The sequence below is a fragment of the Xanthomonas bonasiae genome, assembly GCF_017163705.1.
In the GTDB taxonomy this organism is placed as follows: domain Bacteria; phylum Pseudomonadota; class Gammaproteobacteria; order Xanthomonadales; family Xanthomonadaceae; genus Xanthomonas_A; species Xanthomonas_A bonasiae.
On sequence record NZ_JAFIWB010000001.1, the window covers coordinates 236,707 to 252,977 of the forward strand.

A 16,271-nucleotide genomic window follows, 5' to 3' on the forward strand; every position below is an offset into this window, starting at 1 on the left:
GCCGCAGACGGCACCAATGGCTGACCCGGCACGCTACCGGTGCGGCTCAGTTCAGCGGCACGAGCCGCCCCTGCTGTAACCGATAGCGCGCGTGCGCTACGCCGTCGGGCAGCGCATCGTGACTGATCAGCAGCAGGCTGCGCTGGCCGAGCGCGGTGGTCAGGTCGCGCAGCAAGGCCTGCGCGGTGTCCACGTCCAGGCCTTCGGTGGGTTCGTCCAGCACCAGCAGCGGCGCGTTGCGCAGCAGCGCGCGGGCCAGGGCCAGGCGCCGCGCCTGGCCGGCGGACATGGTCGCGCCGTTTTCGCCCAGCCAGGCGTCCAGGCCGCCGACTTCGTGCAGCCACGCGTCCAGGCGCACGTCGGCGAGCGCGCGCTGCAAGGTGGCGTCGTCGGCATCGATCGCGCCCAGGCGCAGGTTGTCGCGCACGCTGCCGGCGAACACCGGCGCGCCCTGCGGCAGCCAGGCGATGCGCTGGTGCCATTGCGCCTGGGCCAGGTCGCGCAGGTCCGTGCCGGCATAACGGACGCGGCCCTGCTGCGGGTCCCACAGCCGCAGCAGCAGCGCCGACAAGGTGGTCTTGCCGCTGCCGCTGTCGCCGCAGATGGCGACGCGCTCGCCCGGCGCGATGCGCAGGTCGATACCGTCGAGCACGTGCCGGGTCTCGCCGGGCCAGGCGAAGACCACGGCGTCGAACTGCACGTCGCCGGCATCGGGCAGCGGTTGCGGCTGTGTGGCGTCGGCCACCGGCGCGCTCTGGCCGGCGATGGCCTGCAGCCGCTGCGCGGCGACGCGTCCGGACTGCAGCGCCTGCCAGGCCAGGCCGGCGCCGGCCCAGACCTCGAGCAGGGCCACGGTCAGGAAGATCAGCCCGGCCGCCTGCTCGGCGCCGATCAGCGCGGCACGCGCCGCGCCCAGCGCCAGCCACAGCATCGCCAGCAAGCCCAGCGCGGCGCACAGCGCGTGCAGCGCATTGCCGCCGATCAGGCGCTGCCGCTGCCGGCGGTCCTGCGCGCGCAGCTCGTGCGCGCTGGCGTCCACGCGCGCGATCCAGTCGGCCTGCGCGTCCAGCGCGGCCAGGTCGGCGGCGCCTTCCAGGCCTTCGTAGGCCAGCGTGCGCAGCGTCTCGCGCTGCTGCGCGCGGCGCTGCTCGCGGATGCGGCCGCCGCGCGCGACCACCCACGGCACGCCGGCGCCGATCGCCAGCGCCAGCACTGCCAGCACCAACGCCGCCGGCCAGTGGATCGCGGCTGCCGCGGCCACGCCGGCCACGCCGATGCCGAGCAAGGCGACCAGCGGCCCCAAGGCGCGTACCACCAGCCCGTCGACCTCGCCGATATCGGACATCAGGCGCGCCAGCAGTTCGCCGGTGCGGCTGGCGCCGAGCCTGGCCGGCGCCAGCGGCAACGCACGGCGGAAGAACCACACGCGCAGGTCGCGGGCGATGCGCAAGGTGGCGTCGTGGCCGACCAGCTTTTCGCCGTAGCGCGAGGCGATGCGGGCGAAGGTCAGCGCGCGGATGCCGGCCGAGGGCGAGAAGAAGTTGAAGCCGCTGCCCATGCCGGCCACGCCGGCCAGTGCCGCAGCGGTCAGGAAGCCGCCGGACAGGCCGAGCAGGCCGACCCCGGCCAGCATCGTGCACAGCAGCAGCAGCGCGGTCAGCAGCAGGCGGCCGAGATGGCGGCCGAACACGCTGCGCAGGTCGTCGTCGCGCGCGGGGCCGCTCATGGCGCGGCTCCGATCGCGTCGTCCACCGCCACCCGCGCCGGCAGCCGCAGCACGCTGTCGGCCCAGCGCATCGCCGCCTCGCTGTGGGTGGCGACGATCATGCTGCGGCCGTGGCTGAAGGCGGCCAGGCTGCGCAGCAGTTCGGCCTCGGTGTCCGGATCGAGGAAGGCGGTGGGTTCGTCGAGCAGCCACAGTTCCGGATCGCGCAGCAGCAACCGCGCCAGGCCGATGCGCCGCGCCTCGCCGCCGGACAGGCCGAAGCCGCGTTCGCCGATCACGGTCTCCAGGCCCAGCGGCAGGCGTGCGGCGAAACGCATGACCTGCGCCGCCTCGGCCGCCGACTGCAGTTGCGCGGCGCTGGCCTGCGGAGCGGCCAGGCGCAGGTTGTCGGCGATGCTGCCGTGGAACAGGTACGGGCGCTGCCCGGCGTAGCCGACGCGCAATCCGGGCCGCAGTTGCAGGCTGCCGGCGCGCGGCGGCAGCCAGCCGGCCAGCGCTTCGAGCAGCGTGCTCTTGCCGCTGCCGCTGGGTCCGACCAGGGCCAGGCGCTGGCCGGGCTGCAGGCTGAAGGACAGATCGCGCAGCGCATCGCAGCGTGCCCCCTGCGGGCGCAGCGTCAGGCGCTCGGCGTGCAGCAGAGGCTGTGCGGGAGCCGCCGGCGTCGCCACTGCTGTGGGAACGGCGGATAATGAGGGCCCTTCAGGCACTGTGCGCGTTGCAGGCACCGCGGGCGCCACAGGCGTCGCAGGTGCTGACGGTGCCGCAGGTGCTCCCGATGCTGCATGTACTACGGGCACTACCGGCGCTGCGGGCGACGCGGGCACTGCGACTCCACCAGGCGCCGCTGGCATCGTGGGAGCGGACAGCGCAGACGACGGCGGCGCCACCGATGCGAGCGCCGGCGCGGCAACCGCCGGCGACGACACAGACGGCGCCAGCGCTACCGGCGCATCCGGCAATTCACCAAGCAGGCGCTCCACCTCGGCCGCCGCGGCCAGCGCGTTGGCGCGGTCGTGATAGTGCGCGGCCAGGCGCCGCAGCGGCGCGTAGAACTCCGGCGCCAGCAGCAGGCAGAACACGCCCACGCCCAGGGTCGGCGCCGCCGCGTGCAGCGCGATCATGCCCAGGTAGCTCAGGCCCAGGTACATCGCCACCATCGCCACGCTGACCGAGGCGAAGAACTCGAGCACGGTCGAGGACAGGAAGGCGATGCGCAGCACTTTCAAGGTGCGCTCGCGCACGCCCTCGGCGGCGGCGGCGATGCCGCGCAGTTCGTCCTCGCCGCGGCCGTACAGGCGCAGCAGGCCCAGGCCCTTGAGCCGGTCGGCGAAATGCCCGCCCATCCGCGCCAGCTCGCGCAGCTGGCGGCGCCCGGCCGCTTCGGCGCCCCAGCCGACCAGCATCATGAAGATCGGCACCAGCGGCGCGGTGAACAGCAGCAGCAGGCCCACCACCCAGTCGCTCCAGCCGACCGCGAGCAGGATCAGCAGCGGCACCACGCTCACTTCCAGCCGCGCCGGCTGGTAGCCGGCGTAGTAGCCGTCCAGCGCGTCGCCGTGCGCCAGCAGCAATTCGCCCAGCTCGCCGTTACGCTGGCCGCGCAGCCACAGCGGGCCGCGCTGCAGCAGGCGCCGGTACACGCGCCGGCGCAGTTCGAACTTCGCCGCATCGGCGACCTCGCCGGCGGCGCGCTGCGCGCAGGCGCCGAGCAGCGCACGCACGGCCAGCACCAGCGCCAGGACGGCGAACGCGGGCAGCGCCTGCTGCAGCGCGCGATGCTCCACCAGCAAGGCCTGCAGCAACCAGGCGATGGCGCCGGCCTGCACGATCAGCAGCGCCCCGGACAGGCTGATCGCGGTCGCGGCCAGCCGTTGCCGCCCACGCGCCGCGCTGGCCAGCGACGCCAGCCAGCGCACGCGTTGCCGCCGCAGGTGCGGCGACTCGGCAGGCGGTGCGGCGGGCGACTCGGCGGGATCGGTCAAAACGGACTCGGCGCGGCGAACAGGCCGCCATTGTAAGGCGGCATCCCGGTCGGGACCGCCGCGTGCCGCCACGATGCCGATCGCGGCCGGCGAGGACATTGATCTGGATCAAGGCTTCGCGCGCGGCGGAAGCGGAACATCGCTCTCAACCTACCGCCACTCGGCCACCCAGATGCACATTTCCCACGAGGTAGCACAGCCATGATCGACACCACTGTCGTAGAGCTGTCGCGGCTGCAATTCGCCATGACCGCCATGTACCACTTCCTGTTCGTTCCGCTCACCCTCGGCCTGTCCTTCATGATCGCGATCATGGAGAGCGTGTTCGTCATGACCCGCAAGGAGGTCTGGCGGCGCATGGCGCTGTTCTGGGGCGTCCTGTTCGGCATCAACTTCGCGATGGGCGTGGCCACCGGCATCGTCATGGAGTTCCAGTTCGGCATGAACTGGTCCTACTACAGCCACTACGTCGGCGACATCTTCGGCGCGCCGCTGGCGATCGAAGGGCTGATGGCGTTCTTCCTGGAAGCCACCTTCATCGGCCTGTTCTTCTTCGGCTGGAACAAGCTGTCGCCGGTCAAGCACCTGATGGTGACCTGGCTGATGGCGCTGGGCACCAACCTGTCGGCGGTGTGGATCCTGATCGCCAACGGCTGGATGCAGAACCCGACCGGTGCGGTGTTCAACCCGGACACGATGCGCATGGAAGTGGTCGATTTCATGGCGGTGGTGTTCAACCCGGTGGCGCAGGCCAAGTTCGTGCACACGGTCAGCGCCGGCTACGTGACCGGCGCGGTGTTCGTGATGTCGATCAGCGCGCTGTTCCTGCTGCGCGGCACGCACCGCGACATCGCGCGGCGCTCGTTCGCGGTGGCCGCCGCGTTCGGTCTGGCGTCCTCGCTGTCGGTGGTGGTGCTCGGCGACGAGAGCGGCTACGCCGCCAACGAACACCAGAAGATGAAGCTGGCCGCGATCGAAGCGATGTGGGAGACCGAACAGGCCCCGGCCGACTTCACCGCCTTCGGCATCCCCAACCAGGCCACCGGCAAGAACGACTACGCGATCAAGGTGCCGTACCTGATGGGCCTGATCGCCACGCGCTCGCTGAACACGCCGGTCCCCGGCATCCTGGAACTGGTCAAGCGCGCCGAGCACCGCATCCGCGGCGGCCAGATCGCCTACGGCGCGCTGGAACGGCTCAAGGCCGACCGCAACGACGTGCAGGCGCGCGAAGTGTTCGATCGCCACTGGCAGGACCTGGGCCACGGCCTGCTGCTCAAGCGTTACCGCGACGACATCCTCAATGCCACGCCGGAAGAAATCTCCAAGGCCGCGCTCGACACCGTGCCGCGCGTACTGCCGCTGTTCTGGACGTTCCGGGTCATGGCCGGCCTGGGCTTCTACCTGATCGCCTTCTTCATCGCCGCGATGTGGTTCTCGTGCAAGCACAACTTCGAGGACAAGCGCTGGTTCCTGAAGCTGGCGCTGTGGACCCTGCCGGCGCCGTGGATCGCGATCGAATGCGGCTGGTTCGTCGCCGAATACGGCCGCCAGCCGTGGGCGGTGGAAGGCGTGCTGCCGACCTTCTATGCCGCCTCCGGCCTGGCCCTGCACGAGATCCTGATCACCCTGGCCGGCTTCGTGGCGATCTACACCGTGCTGCTGGTCATCGAGATCAAGCTGATGCTCAAGGCGATCCGCAAGGGCCCGGACAATCTGCCCGCGCTGCTGCAACCGACCCCGCGCCCCGCCGCGCCCCTTGCCGCCCCTGCGGCCGCCGGTCAACTCTGATCCCGGCAGGAGAATGACGATGGACTTCATTGCATTGGACTACACCACGCTGCGCGTGATCTGGTGGCTGCTGCTCGGCATCCTGCTGATCGGTTTCGCGGTGATGGACGGTTTCGACCTGGGCGTCGGCGCGCTGCTGCCGTTCGTGGCCAGGAACGACGCCGAACGCCGGCTGGTGGTCAACACCATCGGCCCGGTCTGGGAAGGCAACCAGGTCTGGCTGGTGCTCGGCGGCGGCGCGATCTTCGCCGCCTGGCCGCCGCTGTACGCGGTCAGCTTCTCCGGCTTCTACCTGGCCATGTTCGTGATCCTGTTCGCGCTGATCCTGCGCCCGGTCGGGTTCAAGTTCCGCGGCAAGCTGCCCAGCCAGCGCTGGCGCAACGGCTGGGACTGGGCGCTGTTCATCGGCGGCTTCATCCCGGCGCTGATCATGGGCGTGGCGGTGGGCAACGTGGTGCTGGGCGTGCCGTTCCACTTCGACGACACGTTGCGGGTGTTCTACACCGGCAGCTTCTTCGGCCTGCTGATGCCGTTCGCGCTGCTCGCCGGCCTGCTCAGCGTGAGCATGCTGGTGGCGCACGGCGCAGCGATGCTGGTGCTGAAGACCGATGGCCCGGTGGCCGATCGCGCGGCCCGCTACGGCAGCGTGGCGGCACTGGTCGCCTGCGCGCTGTTCGCCGCTGGCGGCGCCTGGGTCGCAATGGGCCTGCCCGGCTATGCGGTGACCTCGCAGGTGGTCACCGACGGCGCCACCAATCCGCTGCTGAAGACCGCGGTGCTCGGCGAGGTCGGCGGCTGGATGCACAACTACCAGTCGATGCCGCTGACCGCACTGGCGCCGGTGGCCGGCCTGCTCGGCCTGCTGCTGAGCGCAGTGCTGCTGCGCAAGCGGCGCGGCGGCCTGGCCTTCATCGCCTCCGGCGCGGCCATCGCCGGCATCATCCTCACCGTCGGCTTTGCGATCTTCCCGTTCCTGCTGCCCTCCTCCAGCCAGCCCGGCTCCAGCCTGACCGTGTGGGACGCCTCGAGCAGCCACCTGACCCTGTGGATCATGCTGCTGGCCACGGTGGTGTTCCTGCCGATCGTGCTCGGCTACACCACCTGGGTGTACCGGGTGCTGAAGGGCAAGGTCACCGCCGAATCGCTGGACGACAACCCCAACGCGTACTGAGCGCGTTCACCCCGATCGCATAGGAGTTTGCACCATGTGGTATTTCGCCTGGATTCTCGGTGTAGGCCTGGCCTCCACCGCCGCCATTCTCAACGGCATGTGGTTCGAGGCACGCGAGGGCGCCGCCCCCGACGCGGCCGACTGAAATTTTTTCGCAAAGGATCTTGCCGAATGCGGGTGACCCCCGTATCATGTGCGGCTCCTTCGGGGTGTAGCTCAGTCTGGTAGAGCGCTACGTTCGGGACGTAGAGGTCGCAGGTTCGAATCCTGTCTCCCCGACCAGTTTCAAGGTCACAAGAAGCCTGGAAAACCAACGTTTTCCGGGTTTTTTTGTGGCTGCGGCTTCGCCTCCCCGCGGCACGCGACCGGCTTGGCTCCGCGCACAAGCACCCTGCAGTTGCAGCGGACCCGACCGCGGCTCAGGCGCATCGCCGATGCCGGCGCCCGCTCAGGCGGCCCGGGGTGGGCCGCGCGATGCGCGGCGGCGCCAAGCTTCGGCAAGCGCGCCGCGACATCGCACGAGGAGCCGCCGTGCGCCTCCTGCGCGACGAGACCACATCCGATGCCTGGCAAGACCACGCATGCGCTGATCCCGGGTTCCCGACGCCAGCAACCACGTCACGCGCGCCCCTAGCCTGCAGGCATTCCAGCCTGTCGCCATGCCGCTGCGGCCGAGCCGTTTCCTGATGCTCCTACAGGAAAAATGCCTGCAGCATGTCGGCGCGAGCAGAACCCATGCATTGGCTAAACTCGCAAGCAAGAGCGACTGGCATAGGAGCCGGCATGGCCACTGGAAAAACATCAGGTAAGAAAGTCACGCGCGTTGCCACAGGCCTGATCGGCCACATGCTGGGTTTGGCATTCGCGGTCACGTCGGGGTCCGCAGACGCCGCCGACACCAAGCCTGCGCCGGATGCCGCGCAACGCAGGCTGCAGGACACTGCGTGGGTCCTGTACCAGGTCAATGATGTACACGGCAAGGCCATCGCGCCTTTCGCGGAGAGCGCAGATGGCAGCAGGTCTATCCTGCCGGTGCTGTTCCGCACCGACTATCTGGAATTTGCGACGGCCTGCGGCAGGCGGATGGCGCCATATCGCGAAGAGAGCGGACAGGTCATCATTGCGCAGGCGTATGCATCGCACGACGCATGCAAGGCAGACGCGGCACTTGCACCGTCGATTGCGCGTCTGCGCGGTGAATTTGCCATCTCGTTCGTTGCCATTGCCGGAACCGACAGACCAGCCCTTCGTCTCAAGGCGCCGTCAGGCGATGAGTTCTTGCTCTACGACAATGGGCAACTGCGCTTCACCGATCCGTCCGACGTTCTTCCGCAGCCGCGCGTTCTCTACCTTCAAGTCGGTCCAGACACGATGGGCTGTGGATACAACGGGCCCGATATTCCTGGCCGGCCGGAAAATGTCTGCGTCGTGGCGCGTGCGGTAAAACAGGGCGCCGACGGGGCATGGCACGCTGATTCGATGCCTTATCCAGTCATGCCAGCGATCCGGGGATTTGAGCCGCCCGCAGGAAGCCGAAGCATCGTACGCATCCTGCGTTACGAACTGGCCAATCCCGACATCCATGCATCACGCTATCGCGACGTACTCGATATGGTGATCGAACAGCATCCACCCAAAAACCTGCCGACGGAGTATCGCAATCCCCCCTATCACTGGATCCCATGAGTGGTCTTGCCGGTACACGCATACGCGCGCGCCGGCAAGGATTGATTTGCGTGCATGCAGCAAGCAATGGAGCGGTCCTCGCAATACCCTACTAAGCAAAAGCTGTGCTTTTTGCGCTGACGGCTGCCTGCGCCACCCCACTCAGGGAGCACCCGAACAACCGCCTGATCCTGCGAAAATCGAACTGGGGCCAACAGGAAGAGGACGATGCAGCCTTCTTCGGCGACGCAGAAGCTGGTGACCAGGTTTGCGACGGCGAGCAACCAATCAGCCGACGCCACCGTGCACCACGGCGGCGCTGACACCGCACCGTGTCCGCCACCCCACCGAGTGCCTGGCCCGCGCATCCGATCGTGCGGGCCCATGCGCGACGTTCTTCGGCATGGCCGCAAGCGCCCGCACACGACGCCCCATCGCAATATGCCTGTGCCTAGTGCCGCGTTCACGCGGCATCTAACGTCCCGGCGACGCGCTGACGCGCCCCGGGAACCCCGTGCGCTCAGCGCACCGGCAGACTGATGTAGCTCGCCTGCTGCGGCGTGTGCCAGATGCGCTGCGTGGCCTTCTGGTAATCGCCCGGCTTGGCGAAGTAGATGTTGGGCACGTAGGTCTGCGGGTTGCGGTCGTACAGCGGGAACAGGCTGGACTGCACCTGCACCATCACCCGGTGGCCGCGCTGGAAGGTGTGGTTGGCGGTGGGCAGGCCGAAGCTGTACGCCAGCGGCTGGTTCGGCGCGATCGGCTTGGGCGTCTCGAAGCTCTCGCGGTAGCGGCCGCGGAAGATCGCCATCGACACCGCCAGTTCGTAGCCGCCCAGCTTCGGATCGGAGGCCATTTCGTCCGGGTAGACGTCGATCAGCTTCACCACCCAGTCGCTGTCGCTGCCGCTGGTGGAGGCCTGCAGGTGCACTTCGGGCGCGCCGGCGATGCTCAGCGGCGCATCCAGCGGCGCGCTGACGAAGGTCAGCACGTCCGGACGGCCGTCGACGAAGCGCTGGTCGTGCACCAGCCAGGTGGTCCACATGTCGCGGTCGCCGAAATCGACCGGGCGCGGCACGAACGGCACCGGCTTGGCCGGGTCGGACACGTACTCTTCGTAATCGCCCTGCCCGGCCGTGGGCGCGTCGAACGACAGCGTGCCGCCGGCGCCCAGATACAGCGGCTTGCTGCGCGCCGCGCAGCCCTGCGCGCAACTGCGCGGCCAGGTCTGCAGGCGATCCCAGTGGTTCTCGCCGGTGTTGTAGATGAACACCGGCGGGGTGTCGGCCTTGGCCGCGCCGTCGACCAGGTACTGGTCGAAGAACGGCTTGAGCACGTCGCGGCGGAACTGCAGCGCGGTGTCGCCGTCGAACTTCAGCGCGCCCAGCGCCGAGCCGTCGTAGTTGACCTGGCTGTGCCGCCACGGCCCCATCACCAGGTAGTTCTTGTCATTGCCGGCATCGCGCGGCTCCATCGCCTCATAGCTGTGGATCGCGCCCCACATGTCCTCCTGGTCCCACAGACCCTGCAGCCACATCGTCGGCACCTTCAGCGGCGTGCGCGCCATCACCTTGTCCAGTGCCTGGCCCTGCCAGAACGCGTCGTAGGCCGGGTGCTCGGTGAGCTTGTGCCACCACGGCAACTGCTCCAGGCCCGCGGCCTTGGCGTAGTCGCCGGCCGAGCCGGCGCGCAGGAAGTTGCTGTAGTCGTCGTGGCCGTGGCGCGGGATGCCGCTGCCCTTGCCGCGCTGGGTCAGCTGGCCGGTGAAGTAGTCGAAGTTGACCTGGCGGAACGCGCCGTAGTTGAGCCAGTCGTCGCCCATCCAACCGTCGATCATCGGGCTTTCCGGCGCGGCCACCTTCAGCGCCGGGTGCGGATCGGTCAGCGCCATGACCACGGTGAAGCCTTCGTAGGACGAGCCGATCATGCCGACCTTGCCGTTGGACTCGTTCACGTTCTTGACCAGCCAGTCGATGGTGTCCCAGGCATCGGTGGCGTGGTCCACCTTGCTGCCGTTGAGCGGCCCGCGCAGCGGCCGGGTCATCACGTAGTCGCCCTGCGAACCGTACTTGCCGCGGATGTCCTGGAACACGCGGATGTAGCCGCCGTCGACGAACACCTCGTCGCCCTGCGGCAACAGGTCGCGCATATGCGGCGAGGCCATGCGGCTGGCGCGGCCGCTGGCGTCGTAGGGCGTGCGCGTCAGCAGCATCGGCGCGTGCTGCGCGCCCTTGGGCAGCACGATCACGGTGTGCAGCTTGACCCCGTCGCGCATCGGGATCATCACCTCGCGCTTGACGTAGTCGTTGGCCTCGGTCGGCGCGACGAAGGCCTTGCCGGTGATGTCGGGCGTCATCGGCGCGGTCTGCGCCTGGGCGGCGGCGGCCAGCGCGGCGGCAATCACGGTGACGAGCAAGCGGGCGGCGATGGGACGCATGGAACCTCCGGGCAGTGAGACGGCGACTGTAGGCGCAACCGCGGCCCGGGCGGAAGTGTCGGCGCGCCACAGACGGTCCGGCGTGTCCGCACGGGGGTCGCGGTGCGCATGCGTCAGGACACGGAAATGGCGGGATCCGGAGCAGGAACGGCCATGCGACCGCCAACGCTCCGGTCAGTTGCGGACATGCCTGGCGCCATCGGCGCAACTGCACCGGAAACCGCACGCGATAGCTTCCCTGCAGCGCGCACGGCAGGTACAACCATGCTTCTGCCCATCGTCGCGATCGCGCGCGGGGCGCCGGCGAGACCCACACGATGAGCGACTCCGAGCACGCGCTTGGCAATGCGGCACGCCGCGCGTTCCTGAAACAGGGCGGCGCCCTGGCCGCCATGCTGCCGTTGCTGGGCCTGCCCGCATTCGGCCGTACGCTGGCCGCGCCGCTGCGCCCGGCCCGCTCGCCGCTGGTGCCGCCGGCGCAGGCGCTGCGGATGCGCTACGCCAGCGCGGCCAACGAGGCCGACGTGTTGCGACAAGGCCTGCCGATCGGCAACGGCCGGCTCGGCGCCCTGGTCGGCGGCGCGCCCGACCGCGACTTCCTGTACCTCTCCGATGCCAGCCTGTGGACCGGCGGGCGCAACGACGCGCTCGACGCGCAGGGCCAGTTCCCCTACGAGAAGGACAGCTTCGGCAGCTTCGTGATGCTGGCCAGGCTGTATCTGGAACTGGACGGACACGCGCCGGCGCAGCTGCGCGATTACGAACGCGAACTGGACCTGAGCAACGGCTGCATGCGCGTGCGCTACGCGTTGGGCGCTGCGCAGTTCACCCGTACCGTGTTCGCCAGCCATCCCGACGACGCCATCGTGATCCAGCTCGAGCAGCGCGGCGGCGGCCGCCACAGCGGCCGGCTGCAACTGGTCAGCGCGCATGCGGCGCCGGTGCAGGGCGATGCCAGCGGACGGCTGGGATTCTCCGGTGCATTGGCCAACGGTCTGCGCCATGGTGCGAACGTGCAATTGATCGCGACCGACGGCATTGTGGAATTGCAAGGCGACACGCTGCACTTCCGCGACTGCAGCGCGCTGCGCATCATCGTGTGCGGCGGCAGCAACTACGTGCCCGACCTGGCCAGGAACTGCCGCGACCCGGACCTGGATCCACAGGCCCTGGCGCGGCAACATTGCGAGGCGGCGGCCAGGCTCGCGCCCGAGGCGCTGCTGTACACCCACGTGGCCGACTACAGCGCCCTGTTCGACGGCATGCAGGTGGATCTGGGCCGCTCCAGCCCGGCGCAACGCAAGCTCGAGCTGTGGGAGCGGTTGCAGGCCCGCGCCGCGGCCGACACGCCCGACCCCGAACTGGAAGCGCTGTACCTGCAGTTCGGCCGCTACCTGACCATCGCCGCCTCGCGCGACGCGCTGCCGATCAACCTGCAGGGGCTGTGGCTGGAGAACAACGATCCGCCGTGGATGAGCGATTACCACAGCGACGTCAATCTGCAGATGAACTATTGGCTGACCGACGCGGCCGGGCTGGCACCGTGCTTCGACGCCCTCGCCCGCTACTGCCTGGCGCAGCTGCCGGCATGGACGCAGATCACCCAGGCGCACTTCAACGACCCGCGCAACCGCTTCCGCAATACCTCCGGCAAGGTCGCCGGCTGGGCGGTGGCGTTCTCGACCAATCCGTTCGGCGGCAGCGGCTGGTACTGGCACCCGGGCGGCAACGCCTGGCTGTGCGACAGCCTGTGGCAGCACTACGAATACACCCAGGACCGCGCCTATCTGGCGCGGATCTATCCCTTGCTCAAGGGCGCCTGCGAGTTCTGGCAGGCGCGGCTGATCGAGCTGGAGGTGACCGGTGCCGATGGCCGCCCGCAGCGGCGCCTGGTCGACGACCACGATTGGTCGCCCGAGCACGGCCCGGAAGACGCGCGCGGCATCGCCTACGCGCAGGAGCTGGCCTGGAACCTGTTCGGCCAATACCGCCAGGCCAGCGCGCTGCTCGATCGCGATACGGCCTATGCCGCGACCGTCGCCGAGCTGCAGCGGCGCCTGTACCTGCCGGAAATCAGTCCGAGCAGCGGGCAACTGCAGGAATGGATGTCGCCCGACGACCTGGGCGAGGCGCACCACCGCCACCTGTCGCCGCTGATGGGCCTGTACCCCGGCCATCGCCTGCATCCGGACCTGGCCCCACCGGAACAGGTCGCCGCGGCACGCAAGCTGCTGGAAGCGCGCGGCATGCACAGCTTCGGCTGGGCCTGCGCCTGGCGTGCGCTGTGCTGGGCGCGGCTGGGCGAGGCCGAGCGCGCCTATGCGCTGGTCGCGACCAACCTCAAGCCGTCGATCGTGCACAGCAACGGCACCGCGCCGAACTTCTTCGACATCTACGACCTCAGCCAGCATGGCGACCCCACCCTGGGCGGCGTGTTCCAGATCGACGCCAACTTCGGCACGCCCGCCGCGATGCTGGAGATGCTGCTGTACTCGCGGCCCGGCCATATCGCGCTGTTGCCGGCGCTGCCGAAGGCCTGGGCCGAACACGGCCGGGTCACCGGCATCGGCGCGCGCGGCGGCTTCGTGGTGGACCTGGAATGGCGCGCCGGCAAGGCCACGCGGATCGCGCTGCGCAGCGTCGGCGGTACCCGCACCGAGATCGCGTTCAACGGCACGCGGCGCACGGTCGAGTTGGCGAAAGGCGGGCGTTTGCAGGTGTTGTGAACGTTTAGAGGATGACAGCATTTGTAGGAGCGGCTTCAGCCGCGACGGGCGTTACCGGTAAATCCCGTCGCGGCTGAAGCCGCTCCTACAGCAGCGCGCATTCCCGGTTCGGAGCGGGATGCATCAGTGCCGCACCTGCCCCTCGCCGCGCACCACGAAGCGCTCCACGGTCAGCGCTTCCAGGCCCATCGGGCCGTAGGCGTGCAGGCGCGTGGTGGAGATGCCGATCTCCGCGCCCAGGCCGAGTTCGCCGCCGTCGGAAAAGCGCGAGGAGGCGTTGACCATGACCACCGCCGCGCGCAAGGCCTGCACGAACGTCTCGGCGTTGGCCGCATCGGCGGTGGCGATGACTTCGGTGTGGTCCGAGCCATAGTGGCGGATGTGCGCGATCGCCGCGTCCAGGTCCGGCACCACCCGGATCGCCAGGATCAGGTCGAGGTATTCGGCGGCATAGTCGGCGTCGCTGGCCGCGTCGATGTCCGGCAACAGGTCGCGGCTGGCGTCGTCGCCGCGCAGGGCCACGCCGCGTTGCTGCAGCGCCTGCGCCGCCAGCGGTAGGAAGCGTGCGGCGACGTCGGCGTGCACCAGCAGCGTCTCCAGCGAATTGCAGGCGGCCGGGCGCGTGGTCTTGCCGTCCACCAGCAGCTTCACCGCCAGCGCCAGGTCCGCCGAGGCGTCCACGAACAGGTGGCATACGCCCTTGTAGTGCTTGATCACCGGCACCCGCGCGTGTTCGGCGACGAAACGGATCAGGCCCTCGCCGCCGCGCGGGATCGCCAGGTCGACGATGTCGTTGAGCTGCAGCAGTTCCAGCATGGTCTCGCGGCGCAGGTCCTCGACCAGGGTCAGCGCGTCCTCGCCGATCCCGGCCTCGCGCAGCGCGCGCCGCAGCGCGGCGGCGATCGCGGTGTTGGAATGGATCGCCTCCGAGCCGCCGCGCAGGATCACGCCGTTGCCGGCCTTGATGCACAGCGCCGCGGCGTCGGCGGTGACGTTCGGGCGCGCCTCGTAGATCATCGCGATCACGCCCAGCGGCACCCGCACCTTCTGCACGCGGATGCCGTTCGGGCGCACGTCGTCGCGGGTGACCTGGCCGACCGGATCGGGCAGCGCCGCCACTTCGCGCAACGCCGCGGCGACGCCGGCCAGGCGCTTGCCGTCCAGCGCCAGCCGGTCGAGCATCGCGCTGCCCACGTCCCTGGCCCGCGCCGCCTCCAGGTCGCGCGCATTGGCGGCGAGGATCGTCTCCGCATCCGCCTCCAGCGCCGCCGCCATCGCCTCCAGCAAGGCCTGCTTGGCCGCCGAGGACAACTGCGCCAACGCCTGCGCGGCATCGCGGCATTGCAGGGCTTGGGATCGGATCGTGCTCATTGATGGTTCCAGTGGTTAGGCGGGACTCGGGACTCGGGACTCGGGACTCGAAAAGGCTGCGCGAGCGGCGGGAATCGTCAAGCTGTCGGGCGAAACGCGTCGAAACATTTGCGCGATCGTTGCAACGACGCAACGCGATTCCCTTTCCGCGCGACGTCGCACCAGTCTCGCGCGCTTACACCGAGTCCCGAGTCCCGAGTCCCGAATCCCGGCTCTCGAATCCCGAGTCCCGAATCACCACCAGATCGTCGCGGTGAATCACATTCTCTCCATAGCTGTACCCCAGGATCGACTCGATGTCGCGCGAGTGGCGGCGGGCGATGCGGCGCACGTCGGTGGCCGAGTACTGGCTGACGCCGCGCGCCAGGCAGCGGTCGCCGCCGGTGTCGCGCAGGCGCACTTCGACCATGTCGCCGCGGCGGAAATCGCCTTCGGCGCCGGCCACGCCGCCGGGCAGCAGCGAGGCGCCCTTGTCGGCCAGCGCGGCGGCGGCGCCGGCGTCGACCAGGATCGCGCCGGGTTCGACCGGCACCTGGCGCAGCCAGTACTTGCGCGCGGCGATGCGGGTGCGCGCGGGATGGATGCGGGTGCCGCGCAGGCGGTCCTGGGCCAGGCCGCGCACCACCTCGGCGCTGCGGCCGTTGAACAGATAGGTCTCGATGCCAGCGGCGCCGGCCTTGGCCGCGGCCTCCAGCTTGGTGCGCATGCCGCCGGTGCCGACGCGGCTGCCGCTGCCGCCGGCCATCGCCAGCACCGCCGCGGTCAGCTCGGGGACGTCGTCCAGCGGCTGCGCGTGCGGGTCGCTGCGCGGATCGGCGGTGTACAGGCCGTCGATGTCGGTGGCGATGAACAGCGCGTCGGCATCGACCAGCGCGGCGACGATCGCGGCCAGGTTGTCGTTGTCGCCGAGCTTGAGTTCGTCCACCGACACGGTGTCGTTCTCGTTGACCACCGGCAGCGCACCCAGCCGCAACAGTTCGCCCAGGGTGGCGCGCGCGTTGAGGTAGCGGCGTCGGTTGCGCAGGTCGTCGTGGGTCAGCAGCACCTGCGCCACCGGGCGCTCGAAGAAGCGCTGCCACAGCGCGATCAGCTGCGCCTGGCCGAGCGCGGCCAGCGCCTGCCGCGCGGCGATCGCCGCGCCGGCCTCAGCCGCGCGTGGCAGGATCGCGCGGCCGGCGGCGACCGCGCCGGAGGACACGATCACCAGTTCGCGGCCGGCCGCCAGGTTGGCCGAGACGAACTGCGCCAGCCCCAGCGCATAGCGCGGCGACAGCCCGCCGCCGCCATCGGCGGCGAGCAGGCTGCTGCCGACCTTCAGCACCGCACGCCGCCACGGCGGCAGCGCCTGCTCGACGAACGCCGATGCGCCAGCGATCACGACGCTCATCGCGGCCGCGCCCGG

General features: G+C 69.8%; 10 protein-coding genes and 1 tRNA gene. 6 read left to right on the forward strand and 5 right to left on the reverse strand.

The features are described 5' to 3' along the window. Nucleotides 1-46: 46 nt before the first annotated feature. Both cydC and JR064_RS01025 read right to left on the reverse strand, forming a co-directional pair. Nucleotides 47-1,726 carry a thiol reductant ABC exporter subunit CydC gene (gene cydC / locus JR064_RS01020; protein WP_206228514.1) on the reverse strand — a complete coding sequence of 560 codons (1,680 nt, stop codon included), beginning with the start codon at nucleotides 1,724-1,726 and terminating at the stop codon, nucleotides 47-49. Beyond that, nucleotides 1,723-3,708, reverse strand: coding sequence for an ABC transporter ATP-binding protein/permease (locus tag JR064_RS01025; protein ID WP_206228515.1), 1,986 nt, complete (start codon nucleotides 3,706-3,708; stop codon nucleotides 1,723-1,725). Before JR064_RS01025 ends, cydC begins: the two co-directional genes overlap by 4 nt. 201 nt (nucleotides 3,709-3,909) lie before the next feature. On the opposite strand from JR064_RS01025, the gene JR064_RS01030 reads away from it, so the two are divergent. From JR064_RS01030 to JR064_RS01050, 5 genes are all read left to right on the forward strand, one after another. After that, nucleotides 3,910-5,499, forward strand: a complete 1,590-nt coding sequence (locus tag JR064_RS01030) for a cytochrome ubiquinol oxidase subunit I (RefSeq protein WP_206228516.1) — start codon at nucleotides 3,910-3,912, stop codon at nucleotides 5,497-5,499. A 19-nt stretch (nucleotides 5,500-5,518) separates the two neighbouring features. Continuing rightward, on the forward strand, nucleotides 5,519-6,670 hold the full coding sequence (gene cydB, locus JR064_RS01035; protein WP_206228517.1) for a cytochrome d ubiquinol oxidase subunit II: 1,152 nt from the start codon (nucleotides 5,519-5,521) through the stop codon (nucleotides 6,668-6,670). Nucleotides 6,671-6,704: 34 nt separating this feature from the next. Further along, complete coding sequence (gene cydX / locus JR064_RS01040) at nucleotides 6,705-6,815, forward strand: cytochrome bd-I oxidase subunit CydX (RefSeq protein ID WP_003470310.1); 111 nt, start codon at nucleotides 6,705-6,707, stop codon at nucleotides 6,813-6,815. Between the two features lie 60 nt (nucleotides 6,816-6,875). Next, nucleotides 6,876-6,952 (forward strand) — tRNA-Pro (locus JR064_RS01045). A 501-nt stretch (nucleotides 6,953-7,453) separates the two neighbouring features. Next, nucleotides 7,454-8,356 carry a hypothetical protein gene (locus JR064_RS01050; protein WP_206228518.1) on the forward strand — a complete coding sequence of 301 codons (903 nt, stop codon included), beginning with the start codon at nucleotides 7,454-7,456 and terminating at the stop codon, nucleotides 8,354-8,356. Between the two features lie 499 nt (nucleotides 8,357-8,855). On the opposite strand, the gene JR064_RS01055 is transcribed toward JR064_RS01050, so the two are convergent. Next, entirely contained in the window at nucleotides 8,856-10,772 is a 1,917-nt protein-coding gene (locus tag JR064_RS01055; RefSeq protein WP_206228519.1) for a CocE/NonD family hydrolase, read from the reverse strand. Between the two features lie 317 nt (nucleotides 10,773-11,089). On the opposite strand from JR064_RS01055, the gene JR064_RS01060 reads away from it, so the two are divergent. Further along, nucleotides 11,090-13,498 (forward strand): glycosyl hydrolase family 95 catalytic domain-containing protein, encoded by a 2,409-nt coding sequence (locus JR064_RS01060; protein WP_206228520.1) that lies wholly within the window; start codon nucleotides 11,090-11,092, stop codon nucleotides 13,496-13,498. Nucleotides 13,499-13,621: 123 nt separating this feature from the next. Here JR064_RS01060 and JR064_RS01065 read toward each other — a convergent pair whose 3' ends face one another. Next, on the reverse strand, nucleotides 13,622-14,869 hold the full coding sequence (locus JR064_RS01065; protein WP_206228521.1) for a glutamate-5-semialdehyde dehydrogenase: 1,248 nt from the start codon (nucleotides 14,867-14,869) through the stop codon (nucleotides 13,622-13,624). Between the two features lie 175 nt (nucleotides 14,870-15,044). Further along, on the reverse strand, nucleotides 15,045-16,256 hold the full coding sequence (gene proB, locus JR064_RS01070) for a glutamate 5-kinase (RefSeq protein ID WP_206228522.1): 1,212 nt from the start codon (nucleotides 16,254-16,256) through the stop codon (nucleotides 15,045-15,047). Nucleotides 16,257-16,271: the final 15 nt, after the last annotated feature.

Coding starts and splice junctions, on each gene's coding strand:
- JR064_RS01050 (WP_206228518.1), top strand. CDS start 7,454: ATGGCCACTGGAAAAACATCAGGTAAGAAAGTCACGCGCGTTGCCACA.
- JR064_RS01065 (WP_206228521.1), bottom strand. CDS start 14,869: ATGAGCACGATCCGATCCCAAGCCCTGCAATGCCGCGATGCCGCGCAG.
- JR064_RS01055 (WP_206228519.1), bottom strand. CDS start 10,772: ATGCGTCCCATCGCCGCCCGCTTGCTCGTCACCGTGATTGCCGCCGCG.
- JR064_RS01060 (WP_206228520.1), top strand. CDS start 11,090: ATGAGCGACTCCGAGCACGCGCTTGGCAATGCGGCACGCCGCGCGTTC.
- cydB (WP_206228517.1), top strand. CDS start 5,519: ATGGACTTCATTGCATTGGACTACACCACGCTGCGCGTGATCTGGTGG.
- cydC (WP_206228514.1), bottom strand. CDS start 1,726: ATGAGCGGCCCCGCGCGCGACGACGACCTGCGCAGCGTGTTCGGCCGC.
- proB (WP_206228522.1), bottom strand. CDS start 16,256: ATGAGCGTCGTGATCGCTGGCGCATCGGCGTTCGTCGAGCAGGCGCTG.
- JR064_RS01030 (WP_206228516.1), top strand. CDS start 3,910: ATGATCGACACCACTGTCGTAGAGCTGTCGCGGCTGCAATTCGCCATG.
- cydX (WP_003470310.1), top strand. CDS start 6,705: ATGTGGTATTTCGCCTGGATTCTCGGTGTAGGCCTGGCCTCCACCGCC.